14 protein-coding genes are annotated in these 14,282 nt (G+C 36.2%); 3 read left to right on the forward strand and 11 right to left on the reverse strand.

The window, feature by feature from the left end; all coding sequences use genetic code 11:
- Nucleotides 1–55: 55 nt before the first annotated feature.
- The 7 genes from gap to GWK10_RS14280 all read right to left on the reverse strand — a co-directional run bounded on the left by gap (nt 56) and on the right by GWK10_RS14280 (nt 5,517).
- Entirely contained in the window at nt 56–1,060 is a 1,005-nt protein-coding gene (gap, locus tag GWK10_RS14250) for a type I glyceraldehyde-3-phosphate dehydrogenase (RefSeq protein WP_164033048.1), read from the reverse strand.
- A 54-nt stretch (nt 1,061–1,114) separates the two neighbouring features.
- Nucleotides 1,115–1,990: a lipoyl synthase gene (gene lipA, locus GWK10_RS14255; protein WP_164033049.1), complete on the reverse strand. Its 876-nt coding sequence runs from the start codon at nt 1,988–1,990 to the stop codon at nt 1,115–1,117.
- A 74-nt stretch (nt 1,991–2,064) separates the two neighbouring features.
- Complete coding sequence (locus GWK10_RS14260; RefSeq protein ID WP_164033050.1) at nt 2,065–3,276, reverse strand: Nramp family divalent metal transporter; 1,212 nt, start codon at nt 3,274–3,276, stop codon at nt 2,065–2,067.
- Nucleotides 3,269–3,826: an RNA polymerase sigma factor gene (locus GWK10_RS14265; protein ID WP_164033051.1), complete on the reverse strand. Its 558-nt coding sequence runs from the start codon at nt 3,824–3,826 to the stop codon at nt 3,269–3,271. The genes GWK10_RS14260 and GWK10_RS14265 overlap by 8 nt, the downstream gene beginning before the upstream one ends.
- Nucleotides 3,827–3,941: 115 nt before the next feature.
- Entirely contained in the window at nt 3,942–4,145 is a 204-nt protein-coding gene (locus tag GWK10_RS14270) for a membrane or secreted protein (protein WP_164033052.1), read from the reverse strand.
- 59 nt (nt 4,146–4,204) lie between these two features.
- The gene (locus tag GWK10_RS14275; protein ID WP_164033053.1) at nt 4,205–4,963 is read right to left on the reverse strand and encodes an anti-sigma factor; all 759 of its coding nucleotides are present in this window, start codon (nt 4,961–4,963) and stop codon (nt 4,205–4,207) included.
- Nucleotides 4,960–5,517, reverse strand: coding sequence for an RNA polymerase sigma factor (locus GWK10_RS14280; protein ID WP_164033054.1), 558 nt, complete (start codon nt 5,515–5,517; stop codon nt 4,960–4,962). The genes GWK10_RS14275 and GWK10_RS14280 overlap by 4 nt, the downstream gene beginning before the upstream one ends.
- A gap of 196 nt (nt 5,518–5,713) precedes the next feature.
- Between GWK10_RS14280 and GWK10_RS14285 the strand changes: the two genes are divergently transcribed.
- Complete coding sequence (locus tag GWK10_RS14285; protein ID WP_164033055.1) at nt 5,714–6,283, forward strand: fasciclin domain-containing protein; 570 nt, start codon at nt 5,714–5,716, stop codon at nt 6,281–6,283.
- 102 nt (nt 6,284–6,385) lie between these two features.
- On the opposite strand, the gene GWK10_RS14290 is transcribed toward GWK10_RS14285, so the two are convergent.
- The 3 genes from GWK10_RS14290 to GWK10_RS14300 form a co-directional block, all read right to left on the reverse strand.
- On the reverse strand, nt 6,386–7,213 hold the full coding sequence (locus tag GWK10_RS14290; RefSeq protein WP_164033056.1) for a hypothetical protein: 828 nt from the start codon (nt 7,211–7,213) through the stop codon (nt 6,386–6,388).
- A 10-nt stretch (nt 7,214–7,223) separates the two neighbouring features.
- Entirely contained in the window at nt 7,224–8,237 is a 1,014-nt protein-coding gene (gene murB / locus GWK10_RS14295) for a UDP-N-acetylmuramate dehydrogenase (protein WP_164033148.1), read from the reverse strand.
- Between the two features lie 121 nt (nt 8,238–8,358).
- Nucleotides 8,359–9,549: a pyridoxal phosphate-dependent aminotransferase gene (locus GWK10_RS14300; RefSeq protein ID WP_164033057.1), complete on the reverse strand. Its 1,191-nt coding sequence runs from the start codon at nt 9,547–9,549 to the stop codon at nt 8,359–8,361.
- 153 nt (nt 9,550–9,702) lie between these two features.
- Here GWK10_RS14300 and GWK10_RS14305 point away from each other — a divergent pair, with 153 nt between their 5' ends.
- On the forward strand, nt 9,703–11,046 hold the full coding sequence (locus GWK10_RS14305; protein ID WP_164033058.1) for a PDZ domain-containing protein: 1,344 nt from the start codon (nt 9,703–9,705) through the stop codon (nt 11,044–11,046).
- 51 nt (nt 11,047–11,097) lie between these two features.
- Here GWK10_RS14305 and GWK10_RS14310 read toward each other — a convergent pair whose 3' ends face one another.
- The gene (locus GWK10_RS14310) at nt 11,098–11,496 is read right to left on the reverse strand and encodes a DUF1573 domain-containing protein (RefSeq protein WP_164033059.1); all 399 of its coding nucleotides are present in this window, start codon (nt 11,494–11,496) and stop codon (nt 11,098–11,100) included.
- 130 nt (nt 11,497–11,626) lie between these two features.
- Here GWK10_RS14310 and GWK10_RS14315 point away from each other — a divergent pair, with 130 nt between their 5' ends.
- Nucleotides 11,627–14,260, forward strand: coding sequence for a valine--tRNA ligase (locus tag GWK10_RS14315; RefSeq protein ID WP_164033060.1), 2,634 nt, complete (start codon nt 11,627–11,629; stop codon nt 14,258–14,260).
- The last annotated feature ends 22 nt before the right edge of the window (nt 14,261–14,282 follow it).

The raw sequence follows: 14,282 nt of genomic DNA on the forward strand, positions 1-14,282 counted from the left end.
TAAAGATTTTTATTACAAGGGCCCGCATTTGCACTACAATAATCGTCTAATATAATTATTTCTTTGAAACTAAATTGATTAAATCAACAATTCTAGATGAATAGCCAAACTCATTATCATACCACCCAATGATCTTGACCATAGTGCCAATTGATGATGTCATTCCCGCATCAAAAACGCAAGAATGCGAATTACCTACTACATCAATAGAGACAATAGGGTCTTCTGTATAACTAATTATTCCTTTATAAGAACTCTGGGAAGCTTTTCTAAATGCCTCATTTATTTGTTGAATGCTTGCAGGACGTTTTACATTAAAAGTAATATCAGTTAACGAACCATCAGGAACGGGAACTCGTATGCCACAGCCGCCAATAACTTTAGCAAGATCAGGAAATACAGTAGTTAATGCCTTAGCGGCCCCAGTTGTCGTAGGAACGATAGATTGACTAGCGGCTCGTGCTCGTCTTAAATCGCGATGGGGTTGGTCATGCAAGCTCTGATCAGTCGTGTATGAGTGAATAGTGGTTATATATGCTTGGTCAATGCCACAGAGTTCGTTAATGATCTGGATCATTGGTGCCGCATTATTTGTGGTACATGACGCGTTGGAAATGATTGTTTCATCACCAGTTAAAATGTCTTCATTTACACCCAGAACAATCATTTTTATAGAATTATCAGCTGGTGGTACTGATAAAATCACCTTTTTCGCTCCGTTTTTTATGTGATTTTGAAGAGCTTCTCTTGTTTTGAATTTTCCTGTACTTTCAACAACAATATCTACATCATATTGGCTCCAATCTAATGATGTAAGATAAGCTTGATTCAAATGCGGAATACTTTTTCCTTCTACGATGATGTGATTTTCGTCGTGAGATATATCCGCATCTAGAACACCATGTATACTATCGTATTTTAATAAATGCGCCATGGTCTTCGTATCTGCTAGATCATTAATCGCGACAACTTCAATTTCAGAATGTTGTTGAAGAATTCTAAACAGTGTGCGACCTATGCGACCAAAACCATTAATAGCAATTGTAATAGGAGTGCCCATACTTAATTATTGCAAAATTGAAGTTTACAGTTTGAAGGAGGAAAATAAAACAGCTTATAAAATATGCTTCTGTGCCTTGTATGATGATCTAACCAAAGCTCCGCTTTCAACATGACGGAATCCGAGATCTAACCCAATCTCTTTATATTTTTCAAATTGTTCGGGTAAGATAAATTGCTTTACAGGCAAGTGTTTTTTAGTAGGTTGCAAATATTGACCAATCGTAACTACGTCAACGTTCGCATCTTTTAGGTCATGTAATGTTTGGATTACTTCTTTTTCCTGTTCTCCTAAACCTAACATAATTCCAGACTTCGTTCTATTCACGCCTTGATCTTTTAAGTATTTAAGTACACCTAAACTACGATCATATTTCGCCTGAATACGAACCTCGCGGGTTAATCTTCTAACAGTTTCCATATTATGAGAAACCACTTCGGGAGCTACTTCGACGATTCGATCGATATTTCGTTCTACACCTTGAAAATCTGGAATAAGAGTTTCTAAAGTAGTTTCAGGGTTCATACGTCGAATCGCCTTCACCGTTTCTGCCCACATAATCGATCCCATGTCTTTAATATCATCACGATCTACGGAAGTGACTACTGCGTGCTTGATATTCATGATTTTAATTGATCGAGCTACTTTTTCCGGTTCGTCCCAATCTACGGTATCAGGTCTTCCTGTTTTGACTCCACAAAAACCGCATGAACGGGTACAAACATTACCCAAGATCATAAAGGTTGCAGTACCTTCACCCCAGCATTCTCCCATATTTGGGCAGCTACCAGAAGTACATATAGTATGTAGATTGTATTTATCAACAAGTCCACGAAGCTCAGTATATTTCTTTCCTGTTGGAAGTTTTACACGTAGCCATTTCGGTTTCCCTTTTGGTGGTGCAACACTTTGAAGTGTATCAGTACTCATACAACAATTTTTATACTACAAAGATAAGGAATTCGGAATGGGAACTATAATCACTTTAATCGAAAAGAGAAATATCAGATGGTCGTTGTATACCAAATACTAAATCCTATCAAAAAGGCAATACCGGAATAACTCAATACTTTAATTAACAATGAAGGTCGCCATTCTTTTGGGGTGTGTTTTCCGCTAATTAAAATGAAATTAACAATGGCATAAAATGGTGCAGTGATAAATGATAGAACGGTAGCAATCTTTACTAAGACAAGCAAATCGGATAAAAATAAGCTAAGAATAACACTTGTGCCTCCAGCAAGAACAACTATCCAAAACAAATATCCTTTTTTAAAGCTTTTGTTTGATAACAAACTAATTGCTTTATTCATTGCTCTTGGTGAAGCATCCAAAGTCGTTAGCGTAGTGCTGAACATTGTAGTAAATGCCGCAATAGCTATTACTATGTAGAGTCCGCTTCCTAAATTTTCAGTGTATAGGTTGATGAGCTGACCAGCGAAAACACCTCCCTTATCTGAGAATGTTTCACCACTACCGTACATTACTAATGCGCCCAGGGAAACAAAACCAATTCCTAAGATGACTGTGGCGATATAGCCCAAATTAAAATCGAATAAGGCATTTTTAGGCGAGAAGTCGGATTGATCTTTTTTCTTTTCTACAGCCCACAATGAATGCCAAATAGAAATGTCAAGTGGGGCGGGCATCCAGCCCATAAATGCAATAAGAAATATGATACCAGCCTCTTCTGCTGGAAAAATTTGTGTTACAGAAATGGGAGAGTCATTTTTTATTAATGCCGCTGCAACGGCAATGATCGTACTTATTGTTAGTGTAATAATGATGACTTTAATAGCGCTATCCAGTAGCTTATATTTTCCTATTAGTAAGATAGCCATGCAAATACATGTAATGATTACACTCCACAGTACAGGGTTACCAAAACCAAATAAATTTACAGCAATGCCAGCCGTCACAATGGTGACTGCTGTTTGTATTGTAAACATGGTTCCTAAAGTGAGTAATGCATAGGCTATAAGTGTTGGGCGGCCTAGTTTTTTATAACCATCTAATAAACTTTCACCCGTCGCCATTGCATAACGTGGACCGAATTGAAAAAAAGGATATTTAAATAAGTTGACTAGTAACAATGCCCAAATTAAACCAAAACCAAAATCGGCACCTGCTCTAGTAGATTGGACTAAATGGGATACCCCGATGGCTGCACCGGCAAAAAGTAATCCTGGGCCAAGCTTCTTTAATTGATTAATCATTTTTTTGATTATTGATAATCTCGGCTAGTAATTTTTTAGACCTTAGTAATTTCACTTTTACATTGTTCATCGGTTCGTTCAAGATCTCAGCAATTTCTTTGTAGCTGCGCTCTTGAAAATAACGAAGATTAATAATACGCTGATATGCAGGTTTTAATTGCTTAATAAATTGAAGTAGTTGAGCAAGATTCTGTTCGGTGATCAATTTATCTTCGGGAGTAGGGGAGCCATCGATAACCTCTAAGGCTTTAAGTTCCTGCTCTTCCGTAGTTTCGATATTGATGGAAGCGTTCTGCTTTCTCAGAAGATCGATATGCACATTTTTAGAAATCGTAATCAGCCAAGTTTCAAACTTATAGCGCTCATCAAACGTCTCGATGCGATCAAAAGCTTTTGAAAATGTTCGGATGGTTACATCCTCGGCATCATTTTCATTTTTAATGCGCTTTAGCTGATAATTGTATACGCTATTCCAATAGGAATCTAGGAGAAAATTAAAGGCGATCTGGTCACCTTTTTTTGCGTCTTTAATAGCTTTGGTTACTTCCAATAGTTTTAATTTACCCTCGTAAGTGGTTAAAGATAACTAAATAGATGAAATAATATTGCAAACAAAAACCCTGAGGAATCAGGGTTTATTTATGGTTTATTAAAATGTTTTCTAACTAATTATGTTGAGGCTTTGCACAACTATCAAATTCATCAGGAGATTTACCACAAAACGAACATGATTCTCCTTCTTTATTTAAAAAAGGATTTTGACTAGCGCAAGTACCAGCAAATTTGCCGTCTTTTTTTGCCCAAATTTTTATAGCTATTCCTGCAAAAGCAAGACCTAGTAATACAGTTGTAATTAAAAGTAACTTCATCTTCCGATAATTTGATGCAAAGGTACTAAAACAGCAATAATGTTTTCGCTAATTATGTCTTAAAAAGCAATGTTAGCTACGGTACTTCCCTCAGTAGGTTTCTTGTTACCTCCTTTAGGTTCGATCGTAATATTGTAGCTAAGTGCATTCTCTTTATAAGGTAGATTAAGCAACTTATTATTATTGATCTCTAAAATACCTAAGCTTACCATTTCACCATCGACATTTGCCCACATCTGGTAGCATTTTTCTTCAGGAAGATCTGGTAAATCTAAGACGTTAATTAAAGATAAACGTTCTTTAGTATTTATATAAGCAACTGTTTGAAGTTCACGTGCCTTTTCATTCCCGTTTAAGACATACTTTCTAGTATCAGGATTGTTAAGCATGTTTAACTCATTTTGCAATGAGCTTATTTGCGAATTGTTTTGCTCAATAGAAAGTTTAAGATCTCTCATTTCCTGAGAAATAGTATTGTTTTCTTGTAGCAAATTGTTTTGCTTAACAAAGAAGAATACTGATAAAGCTGCAAAAATGACACTAGCAGCAACTGCTATTTGCATCCAGTAGGTTTTCTTTACAACCTTAATAACAGGAATATCACTTAATACTTTTTCACGTAGGTCAGCAGGAGCCTCCATTGCATGCATTTGTGCGAAGCTTTCAAGGCTTTCTTGCATACTGTTATAATGATCTCTTACCTCTGGGTAGGTATCAATATAATGCTCGGTTTGTTTGGCCTCTGCTTCGGTGCAGGTGCCTAACATATATTTTTCTAAGGCGTCACTCGCCAAAAATGTAGTAATATTTTCTTTCATAATACAAGTATTATTAATAATACAAAACAGTTAAAAACTTTTCTAAGTTCTCTTAATCCAATTTTTAGTCTAGACTTAACTGTACCCAATGGCACGTCAAGTGCTTCACTAGCTTCTTGGTGCGTCATGCCTTCAAAAAATAAGGCATTTAACACCTCTTGATACTTCTCATCAAGATTGCCGATGTGGTCTTTCACATCTAAATGTTCTGGTTTAAGGCTGGTTGTACCTAAATTATATACGTCCGAAATATCAATCTGGATCTCCCGATCATCGCGTAAATTTGCACTTCGTAGTTTATCTATGGCTGTATTGCGAGTAATTCTGAATAACCAAGTGAAAAGTTTTGCTTTTTTTGCATCATAAGAAGCTGCTTTTTTCCAGATTTTCACAAAGCTTTCTTGCAACGCATCTTGGGCAAGCGCATCGTCTTTGGTAATCTTATAAGCAACACCGTATAAAGTATCGGCATAATTATCATAGATAAGTCCGACAGCACGCTCGTCTTCTTCACCTAAAAGTTGTACAATGTGAGCTTCTAAAAATGTGCTCATATTTAAAATGTCTATATATTAAAAGTGCTTAAAAATAACTGATATTCTCCAATGCCAAGCACTTGTTCTGGTTAAAAGATGATCAAAAAACATCTTAACAAAAAATTAATACCTCGTGAAAAATCCAAATACGTTTTCTCAGACGTATCTATATAAACGAGTATTAGCCAAATTTATTAATTAAAAACCTAATATTATGAAAGTAAGGGCTTTTTTGATAGTGGCTATGTCTTTCGTTTTCAGTGTGCCTTTATCGGCACAGATAGATTATAATGATGTTGAGAGTACTGATCTTGCAATGGTGTATCCGGTAAAACGAGATTTAGATATTGTAGATATTGCTTCAAACATCGATGAGTTTAGTACACTAGTTACCGCTTTAAAAACAAGTGGATTGGATAAAACCTTGAAAGGGAAAGGTCCATTTACGGTTTTTGCTCCCCTAAATAGCGGTTTTGGCAAATTGCCAGCTGGTACAGTAGAGAATTTATTAAAGCAAGAGAATAAACAGCAACTTAGAAAGGTACTTAACTATCATGTAGTATCAACAAAAGTGCTCGCTGTTAATTTGGTCAAAGCTTTAGAAGATAATAATGGTGTCTATAATATCATGACGGTAAACGGACAATCGCTAAGCATTTCTCTTGAAAATGGGAATGCAGTGTTAACCGATACCAAAGGTGGTAAGGCCATCATTACCAAAACAGATGTGGTTGCTTCTAACGGAGTAATTCACGTCATCGACGCAGTTGTTCTTCCAGAATAATTTGTTTTAGGTTAGTTTAGTTGGAAAATCCCCGCCTTTTGGTGGGGATTTTTATTTATGTCCAAAACTTATAAGTGATTGATGTGAGAAGTTTTGTTCCTTTCATAAATAAATCACAAGTGGCAATTCAGGTCTTAAATCAAATGTTTTTCCTTGCACTTGATTATCAAAAAACAACTCCATTAAATGTTCTGGTCCGCTTTCAATAGTAAGATTTTGAATTTTATTACAAGCCTTTATCGTATCAGTACCTAACTCCTTATCTGTTGAGGTGATTACAATGTTTGTTAGTTTTTTTACTTCATTTTTATGCTTGAAGAATTCCCGATAAATCGCATACTCTTCCGGAATATTTTTTAAGTCAGCCAGAGTCTCAAACTGATCTGATTCTATTTTAGGATATACTACAAAAACAGATGGTTCTTGAATATTGGTTTTAGAACTTTTAGCGGAATGTATATTCATGTTTTCCTCCATCCAGTCTTGATGATATAAGACTGTTTGAAAAGGGATTTTATCAACTTGGTAATCTTTTACTTTTAATGCAATACTGAATGGTGAGGCTCCATTAATTCTGTTTCCAGCCCTTACGGTAAAATCCAGGTCCTTGTTTTTATTGTTATTCTCTTCTAGCTCATTTTGATTGTAAACGAAAATAAGTTCCAGATAACTATTTAAAAAATTAAAATACCTTCCTGTTGTTCCTTGGCCATGATGAATTGGAGAAAGAGAATCTGGAAGCGAAGTGAATCCAATTTCGTTTAATTTCTTTTTTGTTAGTTCAGGATTTTCAACCCAAATGTTTAAATGATCAACCTGAAGATCAGTTGAGATTTCTTTTATTTGCTGAGATTTAGCTTTTGTTTTTTCGACTTCTTTACAAGAATTGATTCCGAAAATTAAAGCTATAAAGAAGATGTATTTATTCATATTCAAAAAATCAAATCACATTCACCTCGGGTTCAATCAAAATTCCAAATTGTTCTTTAACCGTTTTTTGAATCTGCACAGCTAATTCCCAAATTTCAGTCCCGGAAGCATTATCATAATTAACCAATACCAAAGCCTGATTTTTATGCACGCCGGCATCACCAAATCGCTTTCCCTTAAAACCAGCTTGTTCTATTAACCATCCAGCCGGAATTTTCACCTCCGTATCAGATACTATATAGTGAGGTGCATTAGGATTTGATTTGTAGAATGCATCGAATTCTTCTTTAGAAACTATGGGGTTTTTAAAAAAGCTGCCACTATTCCCAAGTTCTTTTGGGTCCGGTAGTTTTGATTGACGAATCGCGATTACGGCATCACTTACCTCTTTTATAGAAGGATTTACAATGCCATTTTCGGCAAGCTCCGTTTTAATGGCACCATATGATGTTTTTATCTTATGGTTACTTGTTGTCAGTTTGAAGTTAACTGAAATAATGATGTGCTTGCCTTTTAGTTCGTTTTTAAAAACAGAATTTCGATAGTCGAAACCACAATCTTCTTTAGTAAAGGTTTTGATTTTGCCTGTGCTAACCTCAATCGCATCGCAGCTTACAAAGGTGTCTTTTAGCTCCACGCCATAAGCTCCGATATTTTGAATAGGAGCTGTACCTACATTTCCGGGAATGAGCGACATGTTTTCTAATCCACCTAAATCATGATCGATACACCACAATACAAATTCATGCCAGTTTTCGCCTGCCATGCATTGCACTTCAATATGATTTGCATCTTGTTTTACAATGTCTTTTCCTTTGATATCTATATGTACAACTAAAGCATCAATATCCTTGGTTAGAAGCATATTGCTACCGCCACCAAGAATAAATTTGTCTGAGTAGTCTGTGAGTTTTAAAACCTCTTGAAGTTCGTCAACGCTTTGTGCAGAAACAAAATGCTTAGCTAGCACATCGATGCCGAAAGTGTTATAATTTTTTAGGGATATATTTTGTTGGATGTTCAATTCCAATAGTATGTGAGATTAAAAGTAAAACTCCTCTCCCTTGAGGGAGAGGTTGGGTGAGGGTGTTAATTAGCAAATAATGCCATTTCAAATGTACGTTTTTCCCTAGTACTGCTTTTATTTAATTAGGGTATTCCTCCAAAGCCACCTTCAATATCTCAGCCGCCCTTACTAAATCAGCTTCTTTTAAAACATAAGCAATGCGCACTTCATTTTTTCCCATTCCCTTTGAGGAATAGAATCCAGCAGCTGGCGCTACCATGATGGTTTCATTGTTATGATGAAAGTCTTCCAGAATCCAGCGTGCAAAATCCTCAGCATTATCAACTGGCAATTGCGCAATGCAATAAAATGCCCCTTTGGGCTTAGCTACTTTTACACCTTCTATTTTTTCTAACTCGCTAACCAATGTATTTCTACGATCAGTATATTCACTTTTAACGTCATCAAAATAGCTTTGTGGTGTTTCTAATGCTGCTTCACTAGCAATTTGAGCCAATGTTGGTGGACTTAGACGCGCTTGTGCAAATTTTAATGCCGTTTGAATTAAATTCTTATTCCTAGAAACAATACACCCAATTCTAGCACCACACATACTATAACGTTTCGAAACTGAATCGATTACAATTGCATTGTCTTTTAAAGTGTCATCTTTTAAAACGGAATGATGTTGTAATCCGTCATAGGCAAATTCACGATAAACTTCATCTGAAATTAAAAATAGGTCATGTTCTTTTACGATGGCTGATAATTTGGCCATCTCATCTTCTGTATATAAGTACCCTGTCGGATTTCCTGGATTACAGATTAAAATTGCCTTCGTTTTTGGAGTAATTAACTTCTCAAATTCCTCGATAGGAGGTAAGGCAAAGTTGTCTTCAAATTTTGAAACAACAGGGACTACCTTAACACCCGATGCCGTGGCAAATCCGTTATAATTGGCATAAAATGGTTCTGGAATGATAACTTCATCTCCCGGATCAGTAATGCTTCCCATAGCGAATAACAATGCTTCACTACCGCCGGTTGTTACAATAATATCATCAGCATCAACATGTAAATTATGCGATTTATAGTAGTTTGCAATTTTTGATCTATATACTTCAGAACCTTCTGATCGACTGTAAGCAAGTACATCGATTGTACTATTTTTTACCGCATTTAAGGCAATTTCTGGAGTTTTAATATCGGGTTGACCAATGTTTAGATGATACACGGTGCGGCCTAATTTTTTTGCAGCTTCAGCGAAAGGAACCAGCTTACGAATAGGCGACTCAGGCATTTGTAGGCCTTTATTAGATAATCGTGGCATTACTTAATTTTTATGTACGCAAAATTGCGAAATATATTAATAATCCCCACCTAAAATATCAATAATGAATCCCCGATTTCTTTAGCTCGTGTTAAATTATTGCAGGGAAGAAGGGTATTTCCTAACTTTAAAAGGAATCAAACAGCTATAATCATGAAAAATTATCGGTTTTACAGGCGCATTTTTCTATTTGTAGGATTGCTTTGTTTCTTTTCAATCAGTGCCCAAACTCAATTCGGTATTACCCAAAATCAAAAAAGTACGACTGTACCTTTTCAATTAATAAATAATCTTATCGTTATACCTGTTGAAGTGAATGGTACCAGCTTGTCCTTTATCCTTGATACAGGAGTTAGTAAGCCAATTCTTTTTAATTTAAATGATAAAGATTCTATCCAAATTAATGATATAACACCAATTAGCATTAGAGGGTTGGGTAGCGACAAACCAGTGGAGGCTCTTAAGTCGTTTAATAATACGTTTGAACTAAAAGGGCTATATAATCCTAGTCAGGAACTTTACGTTGTTTTAGACGAGAGTATTAATTTTTCAGCTCGATTAGGAATGACCATTCATGGTATTATTGGTTACGACTTGTTCAAAGATTTTATCGTTGAGGTGAATTATTCAAGAAAAAGATTGAAGTTCCATAATCGAGAAACATACAAGTCTAAAAAATGCCGAAAATGCGAAGAAATTCCACTCACCCTGTTCAAGAATAAGCCTTATGTAGATACTAAGGTAGTTATTGAAAATAGCGAAGAAGTGCCAGCGCATCTGTTAGTAGATACTGGCAGTAGTGACGCAGTTTGGTTATTTAAGGATAAAGGAAAGAATATAAACGTACCACAAAAAAAATACACAGACTTTTTGGGTAAGGGGCTGGGCGGCTCTATCTATGGTGAGCGAGCAAAGCTTACTTACTTAAACTTAGCAGGAAGCAAGTTACATGGTGCAAAAGTGGCATTTCCTGACTCGGCTACCACTACCTTAATGCGCACAAATATTAAAAGAAATGGTAGCGTGGGCGGCGAAGTGTTAAAACGTTTTAATTTGGTTTATGACTACCAAGGTGGTACACTTACTTTGAGGAAGAATGGCCTTTTTAATAAGCCTTTTCAGTACAATATGAGCGGCATTGAAATTGAATATCGAGGCAGCCGACTTATTCAAGAAATTACTTCTGCCTTGGCTCGAGCTCCGCAACGTTCTGATAAGGGAAGTGAAGGAATCACTGTTCATTTTAGAGATGTACTTCGGTTAAATCAAGTGCCTAATTTTAAAGTTGTAGACCTAAGAAAAGGGTCTCCAGCCGATTTTGCAGGACTTCAAGAGGGAGATATCATTTTAAAAGTGAATAATCGGTCTACTCATCAATACAACTTGCAAGAGGTCACCAATATGCTTCAAGGTAAGGCTGGTAAAAAAGTCAGATTGTTGGTTGAGCGTAACGGTGTTAAATTGCGTTTTGACCTAGTGCTTAAATCTTTGATATAAAAAAACCCCGACAATTTATGTCAGGGTCTTCTATTTTCAGAAAATTAATTCTTAACTCTTATTCGTTTCTCCTTCAGCAGGAAGAACTTTTCCTTTAATTTTTAATGCCTTCGTTGGTTCGTCAGCATTTGATAAAACAGTAATTGTTCTTCGTATTGGCCCTACTTTTTGAGTGTTGTACTTAACCTCAATTACACCAGTGTCTCCTGGTGCGATAGGCGCTTCCGGTTTTTTAGGAATTGTGCATCCGCAGCTTGAAATTACTTTGGTAACTACTAATGGCGCATTACCCGTATTAGTAAACTCAAAAGTGCGAAGTCCATCACTTCCTTTTGCAATATCGCCATAATCGATTACTTCCGTTTTAAACTCGATCTTGGCCATCTTTTCTTGTGCATTTGCTGCAAAAGCAACAAAGGCGATTAGCATAAAAGCTACATACTTTTTCATCTTCTAACAGATTTAGGTGAATTTCAAATTTAGGTACTTTTAACCCAATCTGCAAAATATTCGTTTTCTTTCACAGTTTTATGGATAATAAGTACTTTTGCCATTCTTAGGACAAAAACTGTTCCAAACTATGGAAATCCCTGCAAAATACGATGCGTTAAGTGTTGAAGATAAGTGGTATAGCTACTGGATGAAGCATAATTATTTTCATTCAGTTCCCAATGAAAAAGAGCCATATACGATTGTAATTCCGCCACCAAATGTGACTGGAGTGCTACATATGGGGCATATGTTGAATAATACCATTCAAGATGTACTAATACGACGTGCCCGTTTAAAGGGATATAACGCTTGCTGGGTACCAGGTATGGACCATGCTAGTATAGCAACAGAGGCTAAGGTTGTTGCTAAGTTAAAGGATGAAGGCATTAACAAAAGTGATCTTACGAGAGAAGAGTTCTTAAAACACGCTTGGGATTGGACTGATAAGCACGGTGGTATCATATTAGAACAGTTAAAAAAGTTAGGTGCCTCTTGTGATTGGGATCGGACTAAATTTACGCTAGATGACGATATGTCAGAGGCTGTGATCAAGGTTTTTGTTGACTTGTACAAAAAAGGATTGATTTATCGTGGTTACCGTATGGTAAATTGGGATCCAGAGGCAAAGACAACATTGTCTGACGAAGAGGTGAATTATGAAGAAAAACAGGGAAAGTTATTCTACATATCATATAAAATTGAGGGTAGTGATGAGACATTAACAATTGCTACCACACGACCTGAAACAATATTTGGGGATACTGCAATTTGCATCAATCCAACTGATGAACGTTTCTCTCATTTAAAAGGTAAAAAGGCTATTGTTCCTATTTGTAATAGGGTAGTGCCTATTATTGAAGATGAATATGTAGATGTTGAGTTCGGTACAGGTTGTTTAAAAGTAACACCAGCACATGATGAAAATGATAAAGTTTTAGGTGATAAACATCAACTTGAAGTAATTGATATTTTTAATGACGATGCAAGCTTAAATAGCTACGGATTGCAATTTGAAGGTCAAGATCGATTTGTTGCGAGAAAAAATGTTGCAAAGGAATTAGAATCTTTAGGGATTCTTATAAAAACTGAAAATCACCTTAATAAGGTAGGTACATCAGAGCGAACAAAGGCTGTGATCGAGCCAAGGCTCTCTGATCAGTGGTTTCTAAGCATGAAAGGCCTGGCAAAACCAGCCCTAGAAGCAGTTTTAGAGACAGAAGATGTAAAGTTATTTCCAAAACGCTTTAATAACACCTACCGTCATTGGATGGAAAATGTTCGTGATTGGAATATTTCACGTCAATTGTGGTGGGGTCAGCAAATACCAGCCTATTACTACGGTGATGCTAAAGAAGATTTTGTAGTTGCAGAAACTGCGGAAGAAGCTTTGAAGCTAGCGCAAGCAAAAAGCGGAAACGCAAGTTTGACAATAGGTGACCTTAAGCAAGATGAAGATGTTGTAGATACTTGGTTTTCGGCTTGGTTATGGCCAATTAGTCTATTCGACGGAATCCGAAACCCTGATAATGAAGAGGCGAAATACTACTACCCAACAAATGACTTGGTAACAGGTCCGGATATTTTGTTTTTCTGGGTAGCCAGAATGATAGTTGCTGGATATGAATTTAAGGGAGAAAAACCTTTTAACAATGTATATCTTACTGGACTTGTACGGGATAAGCAACGCCGCAAAATGTCAAAATCTCTTGGGAATTCCCCTGATGCTCTAAAACTTATTGAAGAGTTTGGTGCTGATGGTGTTCGAGTTGGCTTGTTGTTAAGTTCAGCCGCAGGAAATGACCTTATGTTTGATGAAGCTTTGTGCCAGCAAGGAAAGCAATTCGCTAATAAAATATGGAATGCCTTTAGGTTGATAAAAGGCTGGGAGGTAAGTGATACGATTAAACAGCCTGAATCAAGTAAAATCTCATTAGAGTGGTTTAATGCAGAATTTCAAAGAGATTTAGTTCAGATAGATGATCACTTTTCCAAATATAGAATTAGTGACGCTTTGATGACCACATATAAGCTAATATGGGATAATTTCTGTTCATGGTTACTCGAAATGATTAAGCCAAATTATGGAGAACCTATTGATCAAGAAACTTATAATGGTGCTATTTCTATCTTTGAGAACATATTGAGAATTTTGCATCCCTTTATGCCTTTCTTAACTGAGGAGATTTGGCAGTTAATTGAAGAACGAACGCCAAGTCAGGCCTTAATAATAGCTGATTGGCCGAAAATTGAAGAAAAAGATTTCTCAATAATATCAGATTTTGATTATGCTTCGGAGGTTATATCCGGAATACGTAAAATAAGAAAAGACAAGAATATATCGTTTAAAGAGTCTATCGATCTGTCAATAATAGAACACAAGAATGTTACTAGAGATTTTGATTCGGTAATCATTAAACTGGGTAATTTGAGTGGCATAAGTTATGTTACTAATCCAGTTGAAGCCTCATTATCATTTATTATACGTTCCAACGAATACTTCATTCCAATGGCGGGAGCTGTTAATGTTGAAGATGAAATAGCAAAACTTACTGAGGAGTTGAATTATACAGAGGGATTCTTGAAATCGGTTCAAAAGAAACTGTCTAATGAGCGTTTTGTAAATAATGCGCCGGATTCAGTTGTTGCTAGCGAGAAGAAAAAGGAAGCGGATGCCCTTGCTAAAATCGAGACGATAAAGTCGAGTTTGGCTGGATTACAATAATTGGAATTAAATTCCTACTTCT

The organism is Spongiivirga citrea, from assembly GCF_010671565.1.
In the GTDB taxonomy this organism is placed as follows: domain Bacteria; phylum Bacteroidota; class Bacteroidia; order Flavobacteriales; family Flavobacteriaceae; genus Spongiivirga; species Spongiivirga citrea.

What these genes read in the sequence shown, in the direction of transcription:
- gap (WP_164033048.1), bottom strand. Translation starts at nt 1,060, where the DNA reads ATGGGCACTCCTATTACAATTGCTATTAATGGTTTTGGTCGCATAGGT.
- lipA (WP_164033049.1), bottom strand. Translation starts at nt 1,990, where the DNA reads ATGAGTACTGATACACTTCAAAGTGTTGCACCACCAAAAGGGAAACCG.
- GWK10_RS14260 (WP_164033050.1), bottom strand. Translation starts at nt 3,276, where the DNA reads ATGATTAATCAATTAAAGAAGCTTGGCCCAGGATTACTTTTTGCCGGT.
- GWK10_RS14270 (WP_164033052.1), bottom strand. Translation starts at nt 4,145, where the DNA reads ATGAAGTTACTTTTAATTACAACTGTATTACTAGGTCTTGCTTTTGCA.
- GWK10_RS14275 (WP_164033053.1), bottom strand. Translation starts at nt 4,963, where the DNA reads ATGAAAGAAAATATTACTACATTTTTGGCGAGTGACGCCTTAGAAAAA.
- GWK10_RS14280 (WP_164033054.1), bottom strand. Translation starts at nt 5,517, where the DNA reads ATGAGCACATTTTTAGAAGCTCACATTGTACAACTTTTAGGTGAAGAA.
- GWK10_RS14285 (WP_164033055.1), top strand. Translation starts at nt 5,714, where the DNA reads ATGAAAGTAAGGGCTTTTTTGATAGTGGCTATGTCTTTCGTTTTCAGT.
- GWK10_RS14290 (WP_164033056.1), bottom strand. Translation starts at nt 7,213, where the DNA reads ATGAATAAATACATCTTCTTTATAGCTTTAATTTTCGGAATCAATTCT.
- GWK10_RS14300 (WP_164033057.1), bottom strand. Translation starts at nt 9,549, where the DNA reads ATGCCACGATTATCTAATAAAGGCCTACAAATGCCTGAGTCGCCTATT.
- GWK10_RS14305 (WP_164033058.1), top strand. Translation starts at nt 9,703, where the DNA reads ATGAAAAATTATCGGTTTTACAGGCGCATTTTTCTATTTGTAGGATTG.
- GWK10_RS14310 (WP_164033059.1), bottom strand. Translation starts at nt 11,496, where the DNA reads ATGAAAAAGTATGTAGCTTTTATGCTAATCGCCTTTGTTGCTTTTGCA.
- GWK10_RS14315 (WP_164033060.1), top strand. Translation starts at nt 11,627, where the DNA reads ATGGAAATCCCTGCAAAATACGATGCGTTAAGTGTTGAAGATAAGTGG.